At 49.5% G+C, this 26,182-nt stretch carries 20 protein-coding genes; 18 read left to right on the top strand and 2 right to left on the bottom strand.

The features are described 5' to 3' along the window. The first annotated feature begins 1 nt into the window (after position 1). From K0036_RS13260 to K0036_RS13190, 15 genes are all read left to right on the top strand, one after another. Positions 2-826: a carbohydrate ABC transporter permease gene (locus K0036_RS13260; protein WP_220429947.1), complete on the top strand. Its 825-nt coding sequence runs from the start codon at positions 2-4 to the stop codon at positions 824-826. Beyond that, a complete protein-coding gene (locus K0036_RS13255) occupies positions 826-1,875 on the top strand; it encodes an SIS domain-containing protein (RefSeq protein WP_220429946.1) in 1,050 nt (349 codons plus the stop codon). The genes K0036_RS13260 and K0036_RS13255 overlap by 1 nt, the downstream gene beginning before the upstream one ends. Next, positions 1,876-2,700, top strand: coding sequence for an ROK family protein (locus tag K0036_RS13250; RefSeq protein ID WP_220429945.1), 825 nt, complete (start codon positions 1,876-1,878; stop codon positions 2,698-2,700). 79 nt (positions 2,701-2,779) lie between these two features. Then, positions 2,780-3,496, top strand: a complete 717-nt coding sequence (locus tag K0036_RS13245) for a GntR family transcriptional regulator (protein ID WP_220429944.1) — start codon at positions 2,780-2,782, stop codon at positions 3,494-3,496. Between the two features lie 293 nt (positions 3,497-3,789). Then, positions 3,790-4,623: a hypothetical protein gene (locus K0036_RS13240; protein ID WP_025642891.1), complete on the top strand. Its 834-nt coding sequence runs from the start codon at positions 3,790-3,792 to the stop codon at positions 4,621-4,623. Then, positions 4,620-5,198: a CDP-alcohol phosphatidyltransferase family protein gene (locus K0036_RS13235; RefSeq protein WP_220429943.1), complete on the top strand. Its 579-nt coding sequence runs from the start codon at positions 4,620-4,622 to the stop codon at positions 5,196-5,198. The genes K0036_RS13240 and K0036_RS13235 overlap by 4 nt, the downstream gene beginning before the upstream one ends. Further along, positions 5,195-6,622 carry a phospholipase D family protein gene (locus K0036_RS13230; protein ID WP_220429942.1) on the top strand — a complete coding sequence of 476 codons (1,428 nt, stop codon included), beginning with the start codon at positions 5,195-5,197 and terminating at the stop codon, positions 6,620-6,622. Before K0036_RS13235 ends, K0036_RS13230 begins: the two co-directional genes overlap by 4 nt. A 37-nt stretch (positions 6,623-6,659) precedes the next feature. Continuing rightward, entirely contained in the window at positions 6,660-7,646 is a 987-nt protein-coding gene (locus tag K0036_RS13225) for a LacI family DNA-binding transcriptional regulator (RefSeq protein WP_310593059.1), read from the top strand. Between the two features lie 217 nt (positions 7,647-7,863). Further along, on the top strand, positions 7,864-9,756 hold the full coding sequence (locus K0036_RS13220) for a PTS beta-glucoside transporter subunit IIBCA (RefSeq protein ID WP_220431316.1): 1,893 nt from the start codon (positions 7,864-7,866) through the stop codon (positions 9,754-9,756). Between the two features lie 15 nt (positions 9,757-9,771). Next, positions 9,772-11,181, top strand: a complete 1,410-nt coding sequence (locus tag K0036_RS13215) for a glycoside hydrolase family 32 protein (RefSeq protein ID WP_220429941.1) — start codon at positions 9,772-9,774, stop codon at positions 11,179-11,181. 13 nt (positions 11,182-11,194) lie between these two features. Next, positions 11,195-11,443 (top strand): HPr family phosphocarrier protein, encoded by a 249-nt coding sequence (locus tag K0036_RS13210; protein WP_025642897.1) that lies wholly within the window; start codon positions 11,195-11,197, stop codon positions 11,441-11,443. A gap of 169 nt (positions 11,444-11,612) precedes the next feature. Then, complete coding sequence (locus K0036_RS13205; RefSeq protein WP_220429940.1) at positions 11,613-12,773, top strand: exonuclease SbcCD subunit D; 1,161 nt, start codon at positions 11,613-11,615, stop codon at positions 12,771-12,773. Beyond that, on the top strand, positions 12,770-15,946 hold the full coding sequence (locus K0036_RS13200) for an AAA family ATPase (RefSeq protein WP_220429939.1): 3,177 nt from the start codon (positions 12,770-12,772) through the stop codon (positions 15,944-15,946). The genes K0036_RS13205 and K0036_RS13200 overlap by 4 nt, the downstream gene beginning before the upstream one ends. A 63-nt stretch (positions 15,947-16,009) precedes the next feature. Beyond that, positions 16,010-17,146 (top strand): UDP-galactopyranose mutase, encoded by a 1,137-nt coding sequence (glf, locus tag K0036_RS13195; RefSeq protein WP_220429938.1) that lies wholly within the window; start codon positions 16,010-16,012, stop codon positions 17,144-17,146. A gap of 1 nt (position 17,147) precedes the next feature. Beyond that, the gene (locus K0036_RS13190) at positions 17,148-17,819 is read left to right on the top strand and encodes a YoaK family protein (RefSeq protein ID WP_025642902.1); all 672 of its coding nucleotides are present in this window, start codon (positions 17,148-17,150) and stop codon (positions 17,817-17,819) included. A 97-nt stretch (positions 17,820-17,916) separates the two neighbouring features. Here the strand turns inward: K0036_RS13190 and K0036_RS13185 are convergent, their stop codons facing one another. Together K0036_RS13185 and K0036_RS13180 are read right to left on the bottom strand one after the other, a co-directional pair. Further along, complete coding sequence (locus K0036_RS13185) at positions 17,917-19,560, bottom strand: CTP synthase (RefSeq protein ID WP_173693859.1); 1,644 nt, start codon at positions 19,558-19,560, stop codon at positions 17,917-17,919. A gap of 56 nt (positions 19,561-19,616) precedes the next feature. Continuing rightward, positions 19,617-21,110 (bottom strand): DUF1846 domain-containing protein, encoded by a 1,494-nt coding sequence (locus tag K0036_RS13180; protein WP_173693858.1) that lies wholly within the window; start codon positions 21,108-21,110, stop codon positions 19,617-19,619. A gap of 168 nt (positions 21,111-21,278) precedes the next feature. Here K0036_RS13180 and ftsH point away from each other — a divergent pair, with 168 nt between their 5' ends. The 3 genes from ftsH to hprK all read left to right on the top strand — a co-directional run bounded on the left by ftsH (position 21,279) and on the right by hprK (position 26,179). Beyond that, complete coding sequence (gene ftsH / locus K0036_RS13175; protein ID WP_220429937.1) at positions 21,279-23,273, top strand: ATP-dependent zinc metalloprotease FtsH; 1,995 nt, start codon at positions 21,279-21,281, stop codon at positions 23,271-23,273. A gap of 83 nt (positions 23,274-23,356) precedes the next feature. Further along, entirely contained in the window at positions 23,357-25,195 is a 1,839-nt protein-coding gene (uvrC, locus tag K0036_RS13170; RefSeq protein WP_220429936.1) for an excinuclease ABC subunit UvrC, read from the top strand. A 57-nt stretch (positions 25,196-25,252) separates the two neighbouring features. Next, the gene (hprK, locus tag K0036_RS13165) at positions 25,253-26,179 is read left to right on the top strand and encodes an HPr(Ser) kinase/phosphatase (RefSeq protein ID WP_025642906.1); all 927 of its coding nucleotides are present in this window, start codon (positions 25,253-25,255) and stop codon (positions 26,177-26,179) included. Positions 26,180-26,182: the final 3 nt, after the last annotated feature.

The raw sequence follows: 26,182 nt of genomic DNA, 5'->3' as shown, positions 1-26,182 counted from the left end.
AGTGAGAAAGAGCCGAATGATAAAATGGCTATTGTCCCTGGCAGTGGGAATATTCATACTGATTGACCTGATTCCCATATTTTTTACGTTGATCACTTCTTTTAAGACAAAAGAAGAGTATGTCTATAATATCTTTTCTCTGCCGTCACATTGGTCGTTTGACAACTACAGCCAGCTGTTCCAGGCGTATGACATCCCCAGATTATTTATGAACAGCCTTCTTGTAACAGTGATACCAATTATATTCTGCGTGTATTTCGGGGCGCTGGCTGCTTTTGCCATAGGGAAGTTCCAATTTAAAGGCAGGAAGATATTTGCAAATATGATATTTCCGCTGATGTCGATTCCTTCAGTGGTCATGCTCTTCCCGCTTTTCAGGATTTTTGCAAAATTAAATATGACCAATCGCTTTCCGTCGGTCATCATCATATATATCGGCCTGATCCTTCCATTCATATTGAATATGCTGACTAGTTTCATGTCATCCATTTCAAGCAGTTATCTGGAGGCGGCGATGATGGACGGTTGCGGGTTCTTCCGGCTATTCCATAAGATCATCCTTCCCCTGCTTGCCCCGGCTCTGTCGGCGACAACCATCGTAGGGGCCATGTGGCTGTGGAATGAGATGCTGATCGCGTTCATATTTCTGCAGGATGAGGCCAAGCGGACGCTGGTGGTGGGACTGACCTCCATGCAGGGGCTGTTCCAGCTGAACGTTCCGCTTCTTATGGCAGGGGCGGCAATCACGACGGTGCCGGTAATATTGATTTTTATATTGGGACAGAAATGGTTTATCAAAGGATTAACAGCAGGAGGAATAAAATAATGGATGCATATTTGACCAATGTTCTGGAACAGCCGTCAGAACTGAAAAAAGTCTGGGCATATTTGTTGGGGGAAGGAAGAAAGACGACAGAACAGATTGCCGGCATATTTAAGGGAGCAGACCATATCGTGCTGACATCCATGGGAAGCGCGTACAACTCCCTGATGCCGATGTACTACGAATTGCTTGGGAAGAAGAAAAATGTGACTTTGATTGAGACCTCGGAACTACTGCATGATGAGGCACTTCTGGATGCACGCGCCGTTTATGTGGTGATGTCAAGGTCAGGGGAAAGCAGGGAAGTATATGACCTTTCCTGCCTGCTGCGGGATAGAAACTGCATGCTGGTGGGGATTACGATGAATCAGGAGAGCATGCTGGCAAAGAACTCTACGGTGACGCTTCATGACATAGCCTCCTATGACGCGTGCATCTGCCTGAAGGCATACTCGTCCATGGCGTTATGCGGCCTTGCCTGCGTAAGCATGATGGATCCGGCATGGGTGGAAGGAGAAGCCTGTCATAAGGTGTTGGCCATGCTGGAATGGATGGAGGAGCATAAAGGTGATATTTTGGAACAGGCGGGAGAAATTCAGATACTGAAGGAAGCCCACAGCTGTATCTTCCTGTCCAGGCTATATGGGATGGGAACCGCAAAGGCTGCTTCCCTGTGGCTGGAAGAAATCGCGTTTATCAGCGGAGGGGTGTGCGTGCTGGATAGTTTCTATCATGGTCCTATCCGCTCCATCTATAACAGCGAGTTGGCATCCAATATTATAGTGCCAGTATACTTTGACGTGCTGCCGGATCAGCGTTCCGGAAAGATATGGAGCGAGATTGCGGAAGCAGCCAGAAGCAGCATTTATATTGGAAAGGAAAAGTCAGGGGCTCGGCATGATTTTCCTTATCCTTTCTGGAATATCGGGGCGTATAATTGTATCGGGCTTTCTTTGTTCGCACAGATTATCCCTTATCAGTGCTGTATTAAGAAGGGGTATGTCCCTGGAAGGTCGCTTAGAATCGCAAAAGACAGATGGGTGGTAAAGTAAATGGGATATGTAATCGGAATAGACATAGGAGGCACAAGAACAAAAATCGGGCTTGTGGATACCACGGCAGGGAAAGTCTGCCAAAAAGAAGTTTTCCTGACAGAAAAAAAGAATGAGAAAATATTTCTGGAAAAGAATCTTTCTATGATCCGCTGGATGGAAGAGAGAATTCCATCCGGCGGGAAGGCCAAAGGAGTTGGGATTGCCGCCAGCGGATTTGTCCATACGGATGATGGAAGGATGGATGGAAGCTGCGGGTCATTTCTAGAGTTTTTCAGCGGCTATCCTTTAAAGAAAAAGATAGAAGAATCTGCGGGGCTTCCCTGCAGCGTAGGAAATGACGCGCAGCTGGCCTGCTATGGAGAATGCCTGTATGGCGCGGGCAGGGGCTACCGGAATGTATTGATGTTGACCCTGGGGACAGGAGTGGGAGTAGGATTTATCCAAAATGGAAGAAGACCGGATTCCCCGGCATATATTCACCGGGCAGGCCATATTAAAGTGCGCGGCGACGGGGAAGAGGATTGCTACTGCGGCATCCGTGGATGTCTTGAGAGGACCTGCTGTGCCGAAGGGCTTCAGAAATTAGGGACTGCCAGATATATCGCGTATCTTGCGGCCGGATTGAACCAGTATATCTACCTGTATGCACCGGATCTGATTATTCTTGGCGGTGGAGCGGCACCTGCTTTAAACGACCATCTATCCGATATCCGCAGCCGGATTACCGCCACCGTATGTGATGGATATAAAATAGATATCGCTATCGGGCAATTGCAGGAAGAGGGAGGCATACTTGGGGCAGCAGCCTATTTCCAGAAATAAAATTCATTAAATGTGAGAAAATATGTGATATAATGGAATTAACTGGAAGCATATTCTATAACGAAGGGAGAACATAAAAGTGCTGGATATATCAAGCGACATCCCTCTTTACAAACAACTCAGCAAGATTCTGTATGAAAAGATCGCCAAAGGGGAGTGGAAGTACAATGAAAAGATTCCGACGGAAACGGAACTCTGCGAATTATATGGCATCAGCCGAATGACCGTCAGGCAGGCAATAGAGGATCTGAAGAACAAGGGCTATATCTGTAAGAAACAAGGACTTGGCACTTTTGTCACTCATCCGAAGGTAGGGCAGGAAATATTATCATTCCGTTTTTATGATAATGATATGAATGAGACAAAGCAGGTGAAGAAAATCATCAATTTTGACGTGATCCAGGCTCATGAGAAGGTAGCAAGGCAGCTGGAATTGAGCGGATCCGACCAGGTCTTTCGAATAGAGAGGATATTTTATAACGATGATATCCCTACCGTAGTCCCTATTTCTTATATTCCTTATAAAGAATGCCCCGGGCTTACCAGGGAGATGGTGCAGGAGAATGGGCTTTATAATTCTCTGGGAAGTTTTGGAAGACGGCCGGATCGGGCCAATCGGCTGTTTGAAGCCGTGGTTGTCAAAGGGAGGCCGCAGGAACTTATGGGAACGCCGAAGAATACCGCCGGGCTCCATGTGGAGAGAATATCCTGGAGCCAGGATACGAGGATCGAATTCTGTGAATCCTATATGCGTGGCGATATGATTCAATTCTTTTCCGAGATCCAGAATCTATAGCAAAGTAAGTTTTACGCCTTATGAGACTTAGAACCTGTTCCAGGATAGGATTCGTGTTTTGGGGGAAGAGATTAAAAGAATGGCTGGTTAAATCAGCCATTTTTAGTATAAATGTATAGTGTCTATATTATTATAGAAACATTACTTAGGAAATGAACTAGGAAGTCATAGCGGAGATCCAGTCTATCAGGCCTAGCGCAGACGTATAGCTTGCAAAAATATGAAAATAGAAGTATAGTAAAGGAAAAAATAAATTCAAGCAATACCATTACTTAAAAACAGGAGGCTTACATATGGACGAGAATATGGAACTGGAAGTCAAAAGACGGCTTGCGCAATACAGGAAGTGTAAATGCCTTGGCATCGCGGTATGGATCATTGTAGCATTTCATTTCCTCTATCTGCTATTTAAAATCGACAGCAGGATAACATGGCTGATCGGAGGATACGGATATTTTATATTGGGATTTGGCCTTCTTCTTTTGACGCTGATTCTGTTCGTTATCTGTGAGATGATTATTATGGTCGGGACGTCAAAGATCTCGTCTGCGCTGTCGATGGACTGCGATCCATTCCTTTATGAAGCCTGTATTCTAAAAAGCGGCGGATTCTGGCATAAGAACCGGCTCCTATGCAATCAGGCGATGGCCCAGTACTACCAGGGGAAGTTCGAACTTGCATGGGAGACGTTCCAGAGGATGGAAGTATATAAGTTAAAAGGAAAATTTAAACTGAATTACTATATATTGATGAGTTCCTTGTATTTCCGAAGAGGCATGGGGCAGCAGGTCCGGGAACTGGAAGAGGCCTATAGAAAGACTGCTCAGAATAAGAGGGAGAAGAAGAATTTCCAGATTCTGTGCGCCAGCAATAATCTGACCAGGGCGCTGGAGAACAAGGATTATACCGCTGCGTTCCGGTTCTTGCAGGAGCGGATGGAACTGAATGGGAACCTGTCCCAGACATGGACCAAGGTGGGATTTTACTTTAAGGAGGCAGAAATTTACCTCGGGCTTGGCGAGAAGGAGAGCGCCAGGCTAAAACTGGAATATGTGACGGAGAAGGGCGGACGCCTATTCTATGTGCAGGAAGCAAGACAAATGCTGGAAGGGATGAATGTACGGTGAGACAAGACTGGAAGCGGGAATATTTTTCAGTCCCGAATCTGATGGGATACTTCAGGATCATACTGATACCTGTATACTTATGGCTCTATTTTAACGCCAGCGGGACAGCGGATTATATGAAGGCTGCCGCGGTGATCGGAATCTCAGGGCTTACGGACTGCTTTGACGGAAAGATCGCAAGGCGGTTCGATCTGATTACGGAATGGGGAAAGATACTGGACCCCATAGCGGACAAACTGACTCTTGGGGCGGTTATCCTAAGCCTGGCTTTTCGCTATCCATTGATGCGTGCGGTAGTACTGCTGTATATTGTCAAAGAAGGCTATATGCTCATCATGGGAGGCCTGATGATGAAAAAAGGACGGTATATGGACGGTGCCCAGTGGTATGGAAAGGTATGCACTGCATACACCTATGTAATGATATTCCTTCTTCTTATGATACCAGGGATGCCGGATATGGCGACTAAGGCCATGATAGGCCTTTGCTGCCTGATTATGCTGTTTACATTGGCGAAATATGTGCTGTTTTACAGGCGCATGCGAAAAGAAGCAGAAGAAGAGGAATCACATTGAAAAAGAGACTGAGGTTTAAATTGAGATATTTGGTATTTATTATTTTGGCATTTGTTCTGTACGTGCTTCTGGGAATCATACTGTCCTATAACAGGCATCCCCAGGTGAGCAAAGAATATCAGGAGAACTTCGACCCAAAGGAATGCTATTCGGATCAGGCTTCCTGTGACAGAGCCTGCGTGATTGAAGATAATGAAGAGGGATTGAAAGAACGGTTGAACATGTTTGCACAGGCGAGGGACAGGATTATTCTGTCCACTTTTGACTTTCATGCGGATAAGAGCGGAAAGGACGTGATCGCCGCATTGATCGAGGCGGCAGACCGGGGCGTGGATGTAAAGATTCTGGTGGACGGATTCTCGGCGCTGCAGCAGATGGATGGCAATGCATATTTTCAGGCGCTGTCCACCATGGACAAGGTGGAGATCAGGATCTACAACCGGATCAATCTGCTGATGCCCTGGAAGAGCATGGGACGGCTTCATGACAAATATGTGATCATAGATGACGACCTCTATCTGCTGGGAGGCAGGAACACCTATGATTATTTTCTGGGAGATCATGGATATAAGAATTATGACAGGGATGTGCTGGTCTATACGCCGGAACCTGAAAATCAGGAAAGTTCCATCCATCAGCTGGAAGCGTACTTTGAGTCCGTCTGGAAACTGGATGTCTGCAAGCCTTTTTATAATGATTCGAAGAATGCATCCAAAGAGAAAGTAGCCCAGGCCAGGGAGAAATTAAAGAAGCGTTACCAGAAGATGATCCAGGAGTTTCCGGAGATGGAGGAAGCGCGCGACTATACAGAGCGTACGTTTGAGGTGAACCGTATTACGCTTCTTTACAACCCCACCCATGTATACTCCAAAGAGCCGACGCTGTTCTATTCCCTGAAGCGGCTGATGGAAGAGACGGATGAGGAAGTGGCGATCCATACGCCCTATGTCATCTGTAATGACTGGATGTACCAGTCATTTGCGGATATCTGCGAGGAAAATCCGAATGTAACCATGATGACTAATTCGGTCGCCAATAACGGGAATCCTTTTGGAGCGTCAGATTATCAGAAAAATAAAGGAAGGCTTCTGGAGACGGGCCTTAAAATCCAGGAGTATGAAGGCGGGGTGTCTTATCATGGAAAGAGCATTACCATAGGAGATGAACTGGCGATCGTAGGCTCGTTTAATATGGACATGCGAAGCGCATATCTGGATACGGAACTGATGCTGGTGGTTGACAGCAAGGAAGTAACCAGTCAGTTGAAGGGCTATATGGAAGCATATGAGGCAGACTCTGTAAAAGTCCTGGATGAAGAGAATTATGAGGTCCCGGAAGGGGTCGAAAGGCAGGAACTTACTAAAAAGCGGGAACAGCGAATCCGTCTTGTTGGCTTGTTCAACTGGTTCCGGTTCCTGATGTAGGCCCAGGTGGATGATAGAATGGCAATGGAGGAGGAAGATGGCAGTGAATATCAATGAGATTGCAAGACTGGCAGGAGTGTCTAGGGCGACGGTTTCCCGGTATCTGAATGACGGCTATGTCAGCGATGAGAAGAAGGCAGTGATCCGTAAGGTGATAGAGGAGACCGGCTATCAGCCTTCTTCCCAGGCGCAGATGCTTCGAACCAAGAAGACGAAGCTGGTGGGGGTCATTATCCCAAAGATTAATTCTGATACTGTGGGGCGCATGGTCGCGGGAATCAGCGACGTGCTGAGTAGAAGCGGGTACCAGCTTCTGCTGGCGAATACGGACAATAATATTGAAGAAGAACTCAAGTATCTGAACCTTTTTAAGGACAACCAGGTGGATGGCATCCTGTTTATTGCCACCATGTTTACCGCGAAGCACCGCAAACTTTTAAAGGAGTGCAAGGTTCCGGTGGTTATTCTTGGGCAGCGTTTGGAAGGGTATTCCTGCGTGTATCAGGATGATTACCACGCGGCGTTAAAGATGACGCAGGCATTGCATGAAAACGGGGATAAGATCGGCTATATCGGCGTAACCGATAAGGACGAAGCCGCCGGGCTTAACCGGAGAAGGGGGTATGAGGCGGCCCTTCGAAAAGCAGGAAAAAAAGCCTTGCCAGAATGGATGGCAGAAGCAAAATTCAGCATCGAGTCAGGCTATGAGCAGATGCGTGGCCTTCTATCCCGGTCGCCGGATATTGATTCTGTATTCTGCACGACAGACAATATCGCCGCCGGGGCAATGGCGTACCTGAAAGAGGCGGGGAAAAAAGTGCCGGAGGATATCCAGATCGCAGGAATGGGAGATACGCCGGTATCCCGTCTGGTAGAGCCATCCCTGTCAACGGTCCATTTCTTCTATAAGACCAGCGGGATGGAGGCAGCTACGATGCTGGTAGATCTGCTGGAGTCTGAGAGTACGGTGTGCAAGGAATTGAAGATGGGATATGAAATCGTTCTCAAGAATTCCACCCGGTAACAACGCCGGGGCAATTGGTGAAAATGCATGATTTTAAAAGGGGATATTTGTGAAGTATACCAGTTTACAACGGCGGGGTAGACTGGTATACTTTAATCAAGATATGAGAACGATACCATGCATAAAAGAATAATACATAGATAAACTACGAATAAATAAAAGAGAGTGTGGTATGGGAACGATAACACATATGTTTCAGGGAAGGGAAGGAAAGAGAATGGATTACAGGAGCATTGCAAAGCAGGTGCTGGAAAACATCGGCGGCAAAGAGAATATCATATCAGCCGCCCACTGTGCCACAAGACTTCGCCTGGTGATCGGCGACAATGGAAGATGCTGCAAAGAGAAATTGGAAGAGATCGAAGGCGTGAAAGGTGTCTTTGAAGCATCCGGACAATTGCAGATCATCTTCGGCACCGGCGTGGTAAATAAAGTATATGAGGAATTCGTATCCGCGGCAGGAATTACGGCTGCATCTAAGGAAGAAGTCAAGCAGGCGGCGGCTTCCAAGCAGAATATTTTTAAACGGCTGATCAAGACGCTGGGAGACGTATTCGTGCCGATCATACCGGCGATCGTTGCCAGCGGCCTTCTGATGGGCCTGCTGGAAGGATTGTGCAATGTGTTCCCGGATATGGCGAATTCCGGCTCTTATACCATCATCCATCTGTTCAGCAACGCGGCACTCGTATTCCTGCCGATCTTGATCGCCATAAGCGCCGCCCGGGTATTCGGAGGCAACATATTTCTGGGCGCAGTCATCGGAATGATCATGATCCACACGGATCTGGTAAATGCGTGGGCAGTGGCGACCGCAGATTCTGTTCCTACGGCCCAGGCCTGGTTCGGACTTTATGATATCAAGCTGGTCGGCTACCAGGGACATGTAATCCCGGTGGTGATCGCAGTCTGGTTCATGTGCATGCTGGAAAAGAAACTGCACAAGATCGTGCCGGAGATGATCGATTTGTTTGTAACGCCGCTGGTTACGGTGCTGGCGACAGGATATCTGACACTGACCATATTTGGGCCGGTATTCTCCTGGATCGAGAATGGAGTGCTAAGCGCAGTGGAATACCTGATCACTCTGCCATTTGGCATCGGCTCCTGCCTGGCTGGGGCGGTATATGCGCCTACGGTCGTGGCTGGCGTCCACCATATGTATAATGCGCTGGAAGCCGGGCTATTAAGCGCAAATGGAGTCAACATCTGGATGCCCATTGCCACGGCGGCAAACATCGCCCAGGGAGCCGCGGCGCTTGCCCTGGCGTTAAAGACGAAGAACCAGAAGTTAAAAGCGCTGGCGCTGCCCTCCTCCCTGTCCGCGTTTCTGGGAATCACGGAACCTGCAATCTTTGGAGTGAACCTGCGGTTTTTCAAATGCTTTATCGCAGGATGCATCGGAGGCGCATGTGGCGCGCTGGTGGCAGGCGTTACCGGAATCGGGGCATCCGCCTATGGCATCACAGGCCTGTTCGGCTATCTGATCACGACGGACTATACCATCCAGTATACGCTGGTCATCCTGGTGGCTGCGGCTGTCGCTTTCCTTCTGTCCTGGATCCTGTTCAAAGAGGAGAACATCCAGGCCGCAGACACTTCTGTTCCGGCCGCAGACGCTTCTGTTCAGACTGCATCCAGTTCCGTGAAGACGGAAGAAGGTCATACGGTATACTGTCCTATAAAGGGAGAAGTAATAGAACTTAAAGATGTAAAGGATGAGACGTTCGCAGGAGAAGTCCTGGGCAAGGGCGCGGCAATCCTGCCTTCAGAAGGGAAGGTATATGCCCCATTTGCCGGAAAGATAGAGACCTTGTTCGACACGAAGCATGCGATCGGCATCACAGGCGGGGACGGAATGGAAGTCCTGATCCATATTGGGATCAATACGGTGGAATTAGGAGGAAAGTTCTATGAGGCTCATGTAAAAGAAGGAGAAGAAGTAAGAGCGGGGCAGCTTCTGATCACCTTTGATAAAGAACAGATCCAGGATGCGGGATATGACATCACCACGCCTGTAATCGTAACCAATACATTTGACTATGAAGAAGTGAGCATGTTAAAGACGGGAACAGCCGATGTCCTGGATAAGATCATCGCAGTGCGCTAAAGGCAGGGGTTGCATATGAATGTAATGAAGGCAACATTGTTAAAAGAGATAGAAGAACTTGAAGCGGAAGGAAAAGAGGCGCTTAAAGAGGATCAGTGGCGGATGGAATATCACGTGATGCCTCCGGTCGGATGGTTGAACGACCCCAACGGGCTCTGCCAGTATCAGGGAGAATACTATGCATTCTTCCAGTATTCCCCCTTCCATCCCGAGGGAGGATTAAAGGTCTGGGGAGAATATATAAGCAAGGATCTGGTCCATTGGGAATATGCCGGCGTGCCCCTCGTCGCCGACAGCCCTTATGACTGCCATGGGGCATATTCCGGCAGCGCATTTACCGAAGACGGGATGCTGGAACTATTCTATACCGGAAACATCAAGTACGAGGGCGATTACGACTATGTGAATACTGGAAGGGAATCCAATACCATCTATACAGCAAGCAAGGATGGAAGGAAGTTTGGAGAGAAAGAATGCCTGATGTCCCTTAAGGATTATCCGAAAGGCTATACTGCCCATATCAGGGATCCAAAAGTATGGAAAGAAAAGGGCAGATACTATATGGTGCTGGGAGGAAGAAAGGCAAATGACCAGGGAGCCGTGATCCTGTATGCTTCCGATGATAAGAAGGCGTGGAGATTCCAGGAAGAGATTACGACCAGGGAGCCATTCGGATATATGTGGGAGTGTCCCGATCTGTTTGAAATAGAAGGGGAGAAGATACTGTCCGTGTGCCCTCAGGGGCTGCGCCCGGAAGAGTTCCGCTTTCAGAACGTCTACCAATCTGGATATTTTCTGCTGGAGGACGGGAAAGAATGTGAACAGAAGGAATTTCAAGAATGGGATATGGGATTTGACTTCTATGCTCCCCAGACATTCCTGGATAGCCGGGGAAGAAGGATTCTGATGGCTTGGGCAGGGCTGCCGGACTTAGAGGGCCATTACCATAATCCTACAGTAGAAATGGGATGGCAGCATTCGCTTACCTTCCCCAGGGAACTGTCGGTACAGGGCAAAAGGGTGCTTCAATGGCCGGTTCAGGAGATTGAGAGCATCAGAAGAGCGAGTGTCCGCATAGAAGCAGAACAGGAGATTCCGATAGAATCCTGCAGTTTCGACTGGGAGATAGAAGGAATGCAAGGGGAATTCAGCATCCTGGTTGACGCAGCGTGCAGGCTCACGTGGAAAGACGGGGTGGCCAGCCTTGCGTTCGAAGGGGATGCGGGGCAAGGCCGGGGTTGTAGAAAGGCTCGTATCAATCAGGTGAGAGACATCCGCATACTTGCAGATCATTCGATATTGGAAATATTCCTGAATAAAGGAGAATGCGTATTTACCACGCGCTTTTATCCGAAGGAGAGAGAATGCAAGGTCAAGTATCAGGGGAAGGCAGAAAAAAGTAACTTATGGATCTTAAAAAAATAAAGGAGGAAACATTATGGGATCATTTCAGTATGTAATCAAGGACGAGGTAGGCATGCATGCAAGACCAGCGGGAATGCTGGTGAAGCTGGCGAAGGAATTGTCGAGCGCAGTGACGATTACAAAAGGAGATCGCACCGTGGAGGCAACCAAACTGCTGGCAATCATGAGCCTGGGAGTGAAAAAGGGAGAAGAGATCACCGTCTCTGCCGACAGTGAGGAAGATCTGGAGAAATTGAAGAAATTCTTTGAAGAGAACCTGTAAGATAGTATGCTTGAAAAAGCGCCGGAACCCCTCCGGCGCTTTTTGATTATCTTTTTAGAAGGCGGGCCCCCCTTGCTTTGTCTATAGCCCGGCAAGAGAGACCTTGCGGGAAGTCCGGCAGATAGTGTAAGATAGTCTCAGACGCGAAATACAGGAAGGACTGGTAACCATGAGATTTTTTCATCTTTCAGACTTGCATATCGGCAAGCAGCTGCACCATTATAATTTAAGAGAGGATCAGGAGGCCATACTGAAGGAAGTGGTGGCGTATGCGAAAGACCTCCGTCCGGATGCCATCATCATTGCAGGAGACATCTATGACAAATCTGTGCCTTCAGCGGAAGCGGTCGCCGTCTTCGATGAATTTCTGACCTCTCTTTCTGAGATTGCCCCGGCTATTGCGTTGCTCATTATCAGTGGAAACCATGATTCGGCCCAGAGGCTTGACTATGCTTCCTGCATTCTGAAAAGCCACCAGATCTATCTTGCGGGGACGGCGCCAAGGATAGAGGAAGAACATATACGCAAGGTGACGCTAAATGATGAATATGGGGAGGTGGATTTTTATCTGCTGCCATTTTTGAAGCCTTCCTATGTAAGAAACGTATTTCCGGGAGAACCGCCTCAGACTTATGGGGATGCTGTCGCGGAACTGATCAGGCGGGAAGAGATTGACTACCGCGGCAGGCGCAATGTGCTGGTCTCCCATCAATTTTATACGGGAAATGAACTGCCAGAGACTTGCGATTCAGAGACATTTTCCGTAGGAGGAATCGACAATGTGGACATTGGGGCCGTTAAGGATTTTGATTATGTGGCTCTGGGACATCTGCACGGCGTTCAGAGCGTGGGGATGCCGCATATCCGCTATTGTGGCACGCTGCTGAAATATTCGGTCAGCGAGTCTGGACAGGAAAAGGCGCTTACGCTGGTAACCCTTTCCCAGAAGGGCTCGCCTCCCAAAGTGGAGCGGCTTGCGCTTCATCCCCTCCGGGATGTCAAAAAGAAGAGGGGGAACCTGGCGGAGATTCTTGAGGCGGCGAATGAAGAGGAGCGGGATGATTATGTCAGTATTACGCTGACTGACGAGGTGGATCCCTATAAGCCCAAAGAGCAGCTGGAAGAAGTATTTGACCGGATTCTGGAGGTAAAGGCAGACAATGCCAGGACCAGAAATAAACTGCGGGAGATGGACGAGGAACTGGTGCTTAAAGATCCCCTGGAGACATTCTGTGATTTTTATCAGGAGATGCAGGGCAGACAGCTTGCGCAGGAAGAATTGGAGATTATGAAGAAGATGTTTGACGAGGCGAAGGGAGAAGAGCGATGAAGCCGATCAGATTAGTGATGTCAGCCTTCGGCTCTTATGCAGAAGTGACGACGATAGATTTTCAGGGAGTGCAGCAAGGGCTGTTTCTGATAACCGGGGATACCGGATCTGGGAAGACGACCATATTTGATGCCATTACCTATGCGCTGTATGACCAGACCAGCGGCAAAGCGCGGGACGGGAATATGATGCGCAGCCAGTATGCCTCGGAAGATATGGATACTTATGTAGAATACACATTCTCTTATCAGGGAAAAGAATATACGATCCGCAGGAATCCGGAATATATCCGGCTGGGAAAAAGGCGCTATGCTAACGGCTCTCCCAGATATGTGAAGGAACCTTCCAAGGTTGAGCTGATCCTGCCGGACGGGAGCGCCTTTCAAGGCAAAAAGCGGGAGACGGACCAGAAGATCGAGGAGATCATCGGACTGGATTCGGTCCAATTTACCCAGATTGCCATGATCGCCCAGGGAGATTTCCTGAAACTTCTGCATGCCGAATCTAAAGAGCGCAAGAAAATATTTACGAAAATATTCCAGACCAGGCTCTATTACAGGGTGCAGGAGGAATTAAAGAAAAGCGCGGGCAGGCTCTACTATGAGCTGGAAGATAATCTGCGCGAGATCCGGCAGGAAATAGAGCGGGTGGAAGTAGAGGACCTTCCTTTAAGAGTACGATGGGAAGAGATAAAAAGCCTTGCCGTCCTGCCTTATGAAGAGGTAAAAGCGGCGCTGGAAGAAATCCTGCAAGAAGGACGGGCTCTGGAAAAGGAGAGACAGAACGAGTCTGACAGGCTGGCAAAAAGACTGGATCAGTTAAAGAGCAGGAAGCTGGAAGCGGAGGCACGCAATGAACTTATCCAAACCTATGAGAATATGAAAGAAGCCTGGCTGGAACTTGGAAAGGAGAAGGAGAGATACCAGGAATCGGAAAGAAGGCTTGCGCAGGCGAGACAGGCGGAAAAGGCATCTTCTGCGGAGAAGGCGCTTGCACAGGCAACGATGAATCTTGACAGGGGAAGGAATACCTTGCGTATAACGGAAGAAAAACTGGAGGAAGCAGAAATCCTGGCGGAAGCATTAAAAGCCGTAAAGAGTAAGAAGGAGCAGGAATTTCTGGATTGCAAGACAGAATGCGAAGCCGGGATTATCAGGATCCAGGATGCCCTGCCCCGGTACGAACAGATAGAAACCTTGAAAGAACAGCAAGAAGCGCTTGGAAAAACACTGGAGAAAAAGCAGGGGATCCTTCGAGAAGCAGAAACGAAGGAGGACGGATTGAAGCACTCCAGAGAGGAAGCACGAAGGGCACAGGAATTATATGAAGAAAGCAAGATGAATGAGGAGACCCTGCGGGTGAAAAAGGAGCAATGCTCCCACCGGCTTTCACAGTTGAAAGAACTGAAAGATTCCTTTGACACGCTTTTGTTGCTGGAGGAAGAATGTCACAGGAAACGCGGCAGGTCAGAGGAGGATCGGAAATCCTATCTGAGCGCGGCAGCACTCTATGAGGCGAAGTACCAGGCATTTCTGGATGAACAGGCGGGCATCCTTGCCCAGGGGCTTGAAGCAGGGGAGCCTTGTCCTGTATGCGGCGCCACAAGCCATCCCGACCTCCGGCCGTTAAAGGAAGGAGCGCCTACCCAGCAGGAGGTGGAAGAAGCCAGGGAAAGCAGGAATCTGGCAGAGGGAAAAAGGGATGCCTCTGCGGCTGCCTTCCAGGAGACGGCTATCCGGTACGGTTCTGGAAAGAACGCCTTTTTAAGACACTACCGGGAACTGACGGAGGATGAGCCGGATGAAGGAATGCTGCTTTCGGAGGCAATCTGCTACAGGATTCTGGAGGCAGAAAGGCAATGCCAGGAAGCGTATTATGAGGCCTCTAAGGAGTATGAGAGGGCAGACAAAGGGGCTAAGCTGCATGAAGAGGCAAAAACTCTGGAACGGCAGATAGAGGAACAGTTGGCCGTTCTGAAAGAACAGCACTCCAAGCTGGAGGCAGAACAAGGAGAACTTAAAATGCAGTATCAGCAGATCCAGGCGGATCTTGCTGCAAAGTGCCAGGGATTGCCGCTTCCATCAAAGGAGCAGGCCAAAGAGCGCCTGGCAGAACTGGAAGATAAACTTCATCTAATGAAGCAGGCCTATGAACGGACAAAGGCTGAGGAAAAGGAAGCCATGGAAGCCGTGCGGAGGCTGGAAGGCCAGAAAAAAAGCAGTCAGGAAGCAGTGGAAGAACTTGGCAGAGAGGCAGGAATAAGAAGCGAGGCATGGAACCAGGCGCTAAAGGAGCAGGGCTTTGCGGACGAGGCCGCATACCAGGCCGCAAAGATGCCGGAAGAAGAAACGGCGCTCCTGGAACAGAAAATTCAGGAATACCGCGTCAAGGTAAATGAGACCGCGGGCATGCTTAAGACGATAGAAGCACAGCTGGAAGGGATGGAGCCGGCGGATACAGATAAGATACTGGCAGAGATCCAGAAGACCGAGACGGATGCGCAGGCGGTACAGAACGAATCCATGCGCTTCTACAGCATGAATCGGAAGAACCAGGGCGTAAAGGAGCATCTGAAGCAGTATCTGGATAAGAAAGGGATCCTAAGGAGTCAGTATGAAATGCTGGAAAACTTAAGCAGGACGGCCAACGGCAATCTGAGCGGGACGGTAAAGATGGATTTTGAAACCTATGTCCAGAGGCAGTACTTCCGGCAGATCATCCATGCGGCCAATCAGAGGCTGGCGCGTATGACATCCAATGAATTTATCCTGCAATGCCGGGAAGTAGGCAATCTAAGCAGTCAGGGCCAGGCCGGACTTGACCTGGATGTGTACCATATGGCCAGCGCGTCCGTGAGGGATGTAAAGACCTTATCCGGCGGCGAGTCTTTTCTGGCATCCCTGGCAATGGCCCTGGGGCTTGCGGACATCGTGCAGAGCACAGCCGGCGCCATCCGCCTGGATACCATGTTCGTGGACGAAGGCTTCGGGTCTCTGGACGATACAGCCAGGGAACAGGCCATCCGGGTCCTTCATGATCTGGCCGGCACCAAGAGGCTGGTAGGCATCATTTCCCATGTCAATGAACTGAAGGAGCAGATTGACTGCAAGCTTCAGGTGACAAAGACGGAGAAGGGAAGCCAGGCCAAATGGTCCGATGGGGTTATCCATTGAAATATAAGAGCAGAAGGGGTATAATAATCACCAGAAATAATCAGGGAAGGTGCAGATGCAAAGATGAAGTACGACTATTTGGTAGTAGGAGCGGGACTGTTTGGCGCAATATTTGCCTATGAAGCGAATAAGGCGGGCAGGAAAGTCCTGGTGATTGACCGCAGGCCTCATGTAGGAGGCAACATTTTTACGGAAGAAGTGGAAGGAATCCAAGTTCATAAGTATGGAGCGCACATCTTCCATACTTCGGACAAAGAGGTATGGAATTATATACAGCAATTTGCGGAATTCAACCGGTATACGAACTGTCCGGTTGCCAGATACAAGGATGAACTGTATAATCTGCCTTTTAATATGAATACATTCAGCAAGATGTGGGGGATCAAGACCCCGGAAGAGGCAAAGGAGATCATAGACCGCCAGATCAAAGAGGCAGGCATCAAGGAGCCCGCGAACCTGGAAGAACAGGCCATATCCCTGGTGGGACGGGATATCTATGAGAAATTGATCAAGGGATATACGGAGAAGCAGTGGGGAAAGTGGGCAAGCGAACTGCCAAGCTTCATTATCCGCCGCCTTCCGGTGAGGTTTGTGTATGACAATAACTATTTTAATGATCAATATCAGGGAATCCCCATCGGCGGCTATACGCAGATCATAGAAAAGATGCTGGAAGGCGTGGAGGTACGCCTGGGCGTGGATTTTTTTGAAGATAGGGAGATACTGGAAAGCGAGGCGGATCATATCGTGTTCACTGGCATGATTGACGCCTTCTACGATTATTGCTATGGGGAGCTGGAATACCGCAGCCTCCGGTTTGAGACGGAAACTCTGGATATGGAAAATTACCAGGGCAATGCCGTAGTAAACTATACAGAGTACGAGATTCCTTATACCAGGATCATCGAGCATAAGCATTTTGAATATGGATGCCAGGGAGGATATGGGAACACAGGGACGCCGGCCATCCAAAAGACCGTGATCACCAGGGAATACCCGGCTGCCTGGGAGAAGGGCGCCCAGCCATATTACCCTATGAATGACGAGAAAAACAATGCCCTGTATGAAAGATACAGGGAACTGGCAGAAAAGGAAGAGCATGTCATTTTCGGCGGGAGGCTTGGGATGTACCGGTACTATGATATGCACCAGGTGATTGCAGAAGCATTGAAGTGTGTAAAGGAGAATCTATACGGATAAGATGGAGCGAGAACAAGAGATTACAGCAATTCCGATTCATGAGACCTTTCGGGTCGCTGCCCTGCTGGCAGTGGTAGGAGGGTTTCTGGACGCATACACCTATATTCTGAGGGGAGGCGTATTTGCCAATGCCCAGACTGGAAACATCGTCCTTCTGGGCGTTCATATGGCGGACAAGGACTACAGGCAGGCGTTGTACTATGTGGTGCCGATCATAGCGTTTTCCTTAGGAGTGTTCATCACAGAGGTTCTCAAAAAATATTTCTCCAGCCGGGGATTCGCGATGTACGAGCACTGGATCATTGCGATCGAGGTGCTGCTGCTTTTGATCATTGGATTTATTCCGCCGTCTATGCCGGACGGCGTGGTAAATGTTACGATCTCTTTCGTGTGCTCCCTTCAAGTCAACAGTTTCAGAAAGATCAAAAACCTTCCTTATGCGACTACTATGTGTACCGGGAACCTGCGTTCAGGGACTGAGAAACTGTTTCGCTGCCTGATCAATAAAGAGGAAGGGACAGGACTTGAAGCCGCCCACTACTTTGGGATTATCGCGCTTTTTATCCTGGGTGCAGTGTTGGGCACGGTGATGTCAGAGATGCTTGGAATCAAAAGCATCTGGTTTTGCTGCTGCCTTCTGGCGATTGTATTTACCGCAATGTGGAGGAAGTGAATGAATCAATCAAGCAAGAAAGCCTGCGGGGAAGCGGATGCATATTCAACATGATCAGCATCCGCTTCTCCGCAGGCTTTCTATATTCTGGCTTTTTTTATATTTGATTCAGGAACTGGCCTGTGACCGCCTGGTTTTGCTCTGCGTATTCCAGGGCAGCTTCAATGAAGCCGCGAAACAATGGATGAGGCCGGTTGGGACGGGACTTTAATTCGGGATGCGCCTGAGTCGCGATGAACCAGGGGTGTTCTGGAATCTCGATCATCTCCACGATCCTGCCATCCGGAGACAGGCCGGAAATCTTCATTCCGCTAGCGGACAGTTCCTCCCGGTAATCATTGTTAACCTCGTAGCGATGGCGGTGGCGTTCGGAGATTTCTTGCCTGCCATACATCTTATAAGCTCTGGAATCGGTATCCAGCACGCAGGGATAAGCACCGAGCCTCAGGGTGCCGCCCAGATCTTCGATTCCAATCTGTTCTGGCATGATGTGGATCACAGGATGCGTCGTATCGGGATCTAATTCGGCACTGTGCGCGTCTCGATGACCCAGCACGTTGCGGGCAAACTCTACGATAGCCAGCTGCATGCCCAGGCACAGTCCCAGGAAGGGGACATGGTGGGTGCGGGCATACTTGATCGCCTCGATCTTGCCGGGGACGCCACGGTGCCCGAAACCTCCTGGTACCAGAATGCCGCTTACTCCGCCCAGAAGTTCTTCCACGTTGTCGGCGGTAACAGTCTCAGAATCCACCCATTTGATATTGACGGTGGCGCGGCTATAGATGCCGCCATGCTTCAATGCCTCCACGACGCTGATGTAGGCATCATGCAGCTGGATATATTTTCCTACCAGGGCTACCGTCACTTCGGTGTTGGGATGCCTGAGATAGTCTACCATCTCCGACCACTCTTTAAGATCCGGCTTGGGACAGTCCAGATGAAGACATTCGCATACGACGCCTGCCAGATTCTCTTCTTCCATGGCCAGGGGCGCTTCATACAGATATTCAACATCCAGGTTCTGAAGCACATGGCTGGATGGCACATTGCAGAATAAAGCGATCTTATCTTTGATTCCGGCATCCAGAGGGTACTCCGAACGGCATACCAGGATATCCGGCTGGATTCCCATGCCTTGAAGATCCTTGACGCTGGCCTGGGTAGGCTTTGTCTTCATCTCCTGGGATGCGCGCAGATATGGAATCAAGGTTACGTGGATCAGGATGACATTCTCATGTCCTTTTTCATGCTGGAACTGGCGGATGGCTTCCAGAAAAGGCTGGCTTTCAATGTCGCCCACCGTTCCTCCTACTTCAATAATGGCAATCTCCGTATTCTTGGCAGCAGGGTTCCGGTAGAAGCGATCCTTGATCTCATTGGTGATGTGGGGGATTACCTGGACGGTACCGCCGCCAAAGTCTCCCCGGCGTTCCTTCTGAAGGACGGACCAATAGATCTTGCCGGTGGTCACGTTAGAGTTCTTGCCCAGGCTCTCGTCTATAAATCGTTCATAGTGCCCGAGGTCAAGATCGGTCTCTGCTCCATCATCGGTTACAAACACTTCGCCGTGCTGCACAGGGTTCATGGTACCGGGATCCATGTTGATATAAGGATCGAACTTCTGCATGGTCACCGTATATCCGCGGGCCTTTAAAAGACGCCCCAGGGATGCAGCCGTGATTCCTTTGCCAAGTCCAGATACTACTCCACCTGTAACAAATACGTATTTAACTGCCATAATTTCCTCCTTAGCTGAATCTGTTTACATAGCATGTCCAAAAAAATACTTAAAGATTATACACCCCTGTCATTGAAAAATACAGAACTTTTTTCATATTTTGCTTCAAAGGTCGCCTGGATGGATAATTTTTTAAACTGCTTCATGTCAACAGAACCTACCATGACCGAGGTATGCGCCTGGCAGCCCTTCAGTTTTGGAAGCTGGTCTAAGGCCAGCTGGGCTGTAGGGTCGGTTGCGGCGCTGACGGACAAGGCGATCAGCACTTCGTCCGTGTGCAGCCTTGGGTTCTTGCTTCCCAGATACTGCGTCTTGAGCTTCTGGATTGGCTCGATGGCCTCCGGAGATATGACGTGTCTTTCATGGTCAATATCAGCCAGTACCTTGAGGGAATTCAGAAGCAAGGCAGCGGAAGCGCCCAGCAGGTTGGAGGTCTTACCCGTGATCATACGTCCGTCGTGGAGCTGGAGCGCCGCGGCAGGTTCGCCGGTCTCCTTGGCTCTTTGCAGGGCGGCATCCACGACCGGGCGGTCATGGACGGTGATGCCGGCCTGGTTCATCAGCATCTCGATCTTGTAGACTTCCGCATCGGAGCAGGCGCCTTCCAGCAGCCTTCTGAGCGAGTCGTAGTACCTCCGGATGATCTCCTGCCTCGAGGCATCCTTGCAGGTCTCGTCGTCGCAGATGCAGTTTCCTGCCATATTTACGCCCATGTCGGTAGGAGACTTATAAGGGCTTTCGCCGTAGATGCGCTGGAACATGGCGCTTAGCACAGGGAAGATCTCTACATCCCGGTTGTAGTTGACGGTAGTCTTTCCATAGGCTTCCAGATGGAAGGGGTCTATCATATTAATATCATTCAAGTCGGCAGTGGCAGCTTCATATGCCAGGTTGACCGGGTGCTTCAATGGGATATTCCAGATAGGGAATGTCTCAAACTTGGCGTATCCTGCGCAGATGCCTCTCTTGTGCTCCTGATAAAGCTGGGAGAGGCAGACGGCCATCTTGCCGCTTCCCGGTCCGGGGGCAGTTACCACTACCAGTGGGCGGGAGGTCTCGATATAATCATTCTTCCCGTAGCCCTCATCGCTTACGATGTAGGGTACATTGGAAGGATATCCGGGGATAACGTAATGCCGGTACACCTTGATGCCCAGCTTTTCCAGGCGGTTCTTGAACAGGACCGCGCTTTCCTGGCCGCTGAACTTGGTAATGACGACGCTGCCTACATAGAGGCCGTGCTCGCGGTATACGCCCATCAGCCGGAGCACATCGGAGTCATAGGTGATTCCAAGATCCCCACGTACCTTATTCTTCTCAATATCTTCCGCACTTATTACAATGACAATCTCGGCCTGATCGGAAAGCTGCTTGAGCATCCGAAGCTTGCTGTCAGGCTGGAATCCCGGAAGAACCCTGGAAGCATGGTAATCATCGAAGAGTTTGCCGCCGAATTCCAGATAAAGTTTGTTGTCAAATTGATCGATACGCTCCCGGATATGGGAAGACTGCATCTGAAGGTATTTTTCGTTGTCAAATCCAATTCTCATATGTACACTTTCCTCTTACTTTTCTATAGAAATCGTTTATTTGAAGTATAAGCATTTCAACACCAAGTATACTACAAGATATAGGAAGTTTACAATCTTTTCATAATGTTTTTATTGATTTCTAAGTAGGCTGTCCGTATAATGGAAGGGTAATACAGGAGGAATAAAATGGACAACCAGAATAACAAGAACAAAAATAATAAAAATAATAAGCAAGGCTTATCTTTTATTATATTGGTAACGTTGATTACCACCATCCTGGTGCTGGCCCTCTATCAATTTCAGGGGATGACCGGGGATAAGGAAGTCAGTTATGATGAGTTCCTGAAGATGGTGGATAAAGGCAAAGTAGAAAAAGTCGTAATCCAGAACGATAAGATCGTGATTACCCAGAAGAAGGCAAAGGGTGACAAGAAGCCGGCCAAGCAATATTATACCGGCGTTGTAAAGGATGATACGCTGTCCGACAAGCTGTATGAGGCCGGCGTTAAGTATGAGCAGGAGATACCGGATACCACTTCTGCCGTAGTGGCCCAGATCATCTTTACATTCCTTCCGATCGCGCTATTGGTGGGCATGATTGTCTGGATGACCAGGAAGATGTCTAAGGGCGGCGGAATGATGGGCGTTGGCAAAAGCAACGCCAAGATGTATGTAGAGAAGCAGACCGGCGTTACATTCAAGGATGTGGCCGGGCAGGATGAAGCAAAGGAATCCCTCCAGGAAGTGGTGGATTTCCTTCATAATCCGGGAAAATACACCAGCGTAGGAGCCAAGCTTCCAAAAGGCGCGCTGCTGGTAGGACCTCCCGGTACCGGAAAGACGCTGCTGGCAAAGGCAGTGGCAGGCGAGGCGAAGGTACCGTTCTTCTCCTTAAGCGGATCAGCCTTCGTTGAGATGTATGTAGGCGTCGGTGCTTCCAGGGTGCGTGACCTGTTCAAGCAGGCGCAGCAGATGGCGCCATGCATCATATTTATCGATGAGATCGACGCGATCGGCAAGAGCCGTGACAATCAGCTGGGAAGCAACGATGAGAGGGAGCAGACTCTGAACCAGCTGCTGGCAGAGATGGATGGTTTTGAGAGCAACAAAGGCCTTGTGCTTCTGGCAGCCACCAACCGTCCTGAGATTCTGGATCCGGCGCTTCTGCGTCCGGGACGTTTTGACCGGCGTATCATTGTGGAGAAGCCTGATCTTAAGGGAAGAGTCGATGTATTAAAGGTTCATTCCAAAGATGTGCGGATGGACGAGACGGTTGATTTGGAAGCCATTGCGCTGGCAACTTCCGGCGCGGTAGGCTCTGATCTGGCCAATATGATCAATGAGGCGGCGATCAATGCCGTTAAGAATGGAAGGAAGGCAGTTTCTCAGGCAGACCTGTTCGAGGCTGTAGAAGTAGTCCTGGTGGGCAAGGAAAAGAAAGACCGGATTATGAGCCAGGAGGAGCGAAGGATCGTATCTTACCATGAGGTTGGACATGCGCTGGTAAGCGCGCTTCAAAAAGACGCGGAGCCGGTACAGAAGATTACGATCGTCCCAAGAACCATGGGCGCTCTTGGATACGTCATGCAGACGCCGGAGGAAGAGAAGTTCCTGAATACGAAGAAAGAACTGCAGGCGATGCTTGTGGGAATGCTGGCAGGACGCGCGGCGGAAGAGATCGTATTTGACACCGTCACTACCGGGGCGGCCAATGATATTGAAAAGGCTACCAACGTTGCCAGAGCCATGATCACGCAGTATGGCATGAGCGAGAAATTCGGCCTGATCGGCCTGGAATCCATCCAGAACCGTTATCTGGACGGAAGGCCTGTGAGCAACTGCGGGCAGGAGACAGCTTCCGAGATTGACCAGGAAGTCATGAAGATGCTGAAGGATGCCTATGAAGAAGCAAAGAGACTGCTAAGCCAGCATAGGGATTCCCTGGATAAGATTGCCGCATTCCTGATCGAGAAAGAAACGATCACAGGCAAAGAGTTCATGAATATCTTCCACGAAGTGGAAGGGATTGATCCGGAGTCCGCTAAGAAGTCTGAGGAACGTATCGCTATGAATCCGGTGGATGAGAGCAGCAGCCCTGCTCCTGAGGCCGACGGCGAGGCACGAGAGGATGACCCGGCAGAGGAGGGCCAGCCTGTGCCAGAAGAGCATATAGAATCATAGAAGGATAGATTATCGTATGGAACCAGAGGAAGATCTGCCGGGAGCAGGCGGATTTCTTCTGGTTTTTTACTGGGGGAGACGACATGTTTGACATTCAGGAAGAATTAAAGAAATTGCCGGGAAAGCCTGGCGTGTATATCATGCATGATGAGAAAGACGACATTATCTATGTGGGAAAAGCTATCAGTTTGAAGAACCGTGTGCGGCAGTATTTTCAAAGCAGCAGGAACAAGGGAGCCAAGATTGAGCAGATGGTGACCCATATCCGCAGGTTCGAGTATATCGTGACCGATTCGGAACTGGAAGCGCTTGTGCTGGAATGCAATCTTATTAAAGAGCACAGGCCCAAGTATAATACGATGCTGATGGACGACAAGGCCTATCCGTTTATCAAGGTGACGGTGGAAGAGCCATTTCCAAGAGTCATGCTGGCGAGGAAGATGGTGAAGGATAAGTCTAAGTATTTTGGCCCTTATACCAGCGCGGGGGCAGTGAAGGATGCCATCGAGCTGATCCGCAAACTATACCAGATCCGCAGCTGCAACCGGAAGCTTCCCCGGGATATCGGAAAAGAGCGTCCTTGCCTGAACTATCACATCCACCAGTGCAAGGCGCCCTGCCAGGGATACATATCCCAGGAAGAGTACCGGGAATCAGTCAATGAGGTGATCCATTTTCTCAATGGGAATTATGACGTTATCTTAAAAGAACTGGAAGAGAAGATGGAGGAAGCTTCGGAAGCGTTGGAATTCGAGAGAGCGATCGAGTACCGGGAACTTCTGACGAGCGTCCAGAAGATCGCGCAGAAGCAGAAGATTACGGACACGGCAGGGGAGGACAGGGATATACTTGCCGTGGCGGTGGAAGAGGAAGACGCGGTGGTGCAGGTATTCTTCATTCGTGGAGGCAGGCTGATCGGAAGGGATCATTTCTACCTTAAGATTGCAAAGGGAGAGACGCAGAGCGAGATTCTCTCCAGCTTCATCAAGCAGTTCTACGCTGGAACGCCATATATCCCGCCCCGCCTGATGCTTCCGGAGGAGATAGAAGATCGGACGGTCATCGAGGAATGGCTTACTAAGAGGCGTGGACACCGGGTACGCCTGATCGTGCCCAAGAAAGGGACCAAGGAAAAATTAGTGGAACTGGCCAAAAAGAATGCGCAGTTGGTTCTGAGTACGGATAAAGAACGACTGAAGCGGGAGGAAGGAAGAACCATCGGCGCGGTAAAGGAACTGGAGAAACTGCTGGGGCTTACAGGGATCGTGAGGATGGAGGCATACGATATTTCCAATACCAATGGCTTTGAGTCAGTAGGCTCCATGGTGGTATATGAAAAAGGAAGGCCCAAACGCAATGATTACCGGAAGTTCAAGATTAAAGGGGTGCAGGGGGCAGATGATTATGCCAGCATGGAAGAAGTCCTGACCAGGCGTTTTGAGCATGGACTCAGGGAGAAGGAAGAAGGGAAGGAGATGGGAGGATTTACCCTGTTTCCGGATCTGATACTAATGGATGGAGGAAAAGGACAGGTGAATGTAGCGCTTCGGGTGCTGGATAAACTTCGTCTTAATATCCCGGTCTGCGGTATGGTAAAAGATGACAGCCACAGAACCAGAGGGCTGTATTACCAGAATGAGGAAATCCGCATTGACAAGGATTCTGAGAGTTTTAAGCTGATTACCAGAATCCAGGACGAGGCTCATAGATTCGCGGTTACATTCCACAGGCAGCTTCGCAGCCAGGGACAGGTGCATTCGATTCTGGATGATATCCCGGGAGTAGGGCCGGCGAGAAGGAAAGATCTGATGCGTCATTTTGAGAATATCGAGGCTATCAAGAATGCTACGGTGGAGCAGTTGAAGGAGTTACCGTCCATGAATGAAAAATCAGCGAGGGACGTATATAACTTTTTCCATTGATATGATATAATAAACACAGTTATTTTGTACAAATTAAGTGTTATGAAGGAGAGTGCTATGGCTAATAAAGTTGGATTAAAGAAGGTTGTAGAGAAGATGAACCTTAAGAATCTTACGCCGGATGTGGATCTGACGGAGAAGAAGGTGGAGGTTCCGGATATCAACAGGCCGGCCCTGCAGCTTACCGGGTTCTTCGAGCATTTTGACTCGGAACGTGTTCAGATTATCGGGTATGTTGAGTATACATTCCTGGAGACGATGGACGAGAAGACGAAGGAAGAGACTTATGAGACATTGTTGTCCTATCAGATTCCTTGCATAATCTTCTGCCGGAATCTTCCGCCGGAGCCAATGCTCCTTGAGAAAGCGACAAGGGCCAATATACCGGTGTTTATAACGGAGAAGCAGACTTCAGAGTTTACGGCGGAGATCATCCGCTGGCTGAATGTAGCGCTGGCCCCCTGCATTTCCATCCACGGAGTTCTGGTGGACGTATACGGCGTAGGCGTCCTGATTATGGGAGAGAGCGGAATCGGTAAGAGCGAGGCGGCCCTGGAACTGATTAAGAGAGGACACCGTCTTGTCAGCGACGACGTGGTAGAGATCCGCAAGGTCAGCGACGAGACTCTGGTGGGTTCTGCTCCGGATATTACAAGGCACTTTATTGAATTAAGGGGAATTGGCATCGTGGATGTAAAGACCCTGTTCGGCGTACAGAGCGTAAGAGAGACCCAGAACATTGATCTGGTCATTACGCTGGAAGATTGGAACCGGGAGAAGGAATATGACCGTCTGGGACTGGAAGAAGAGTACACGGAGTTTCTTGGAAACAAGGTCGTATGCCACCAGCTGCCGATCCGTCCAGGACGTAATCTGGCAATCATTGTCGAGACGGCAGCGATCAACCACAGGCAGAAGAAAATGGGGTACAACGCGGCCCAGGAACTCTATAAGCGCGTACAGCAGAATCTGGCAAAGAAATAGGAG

Origin of the sequence: [Clostridium] scindens (assembly GCF_019597925.1) — a bacterium.
In the GTDB taxonomy this organism is placed as follows: Bacteria; Bacillota; Clostridia; order Lachnospirales; family Lachnospiraceae; genus Clostridium_AP.
Note: the sequence above shows the minus strand (reverse complement) of the source record. Positions and strands in the feature narration are given on the sequence as shown.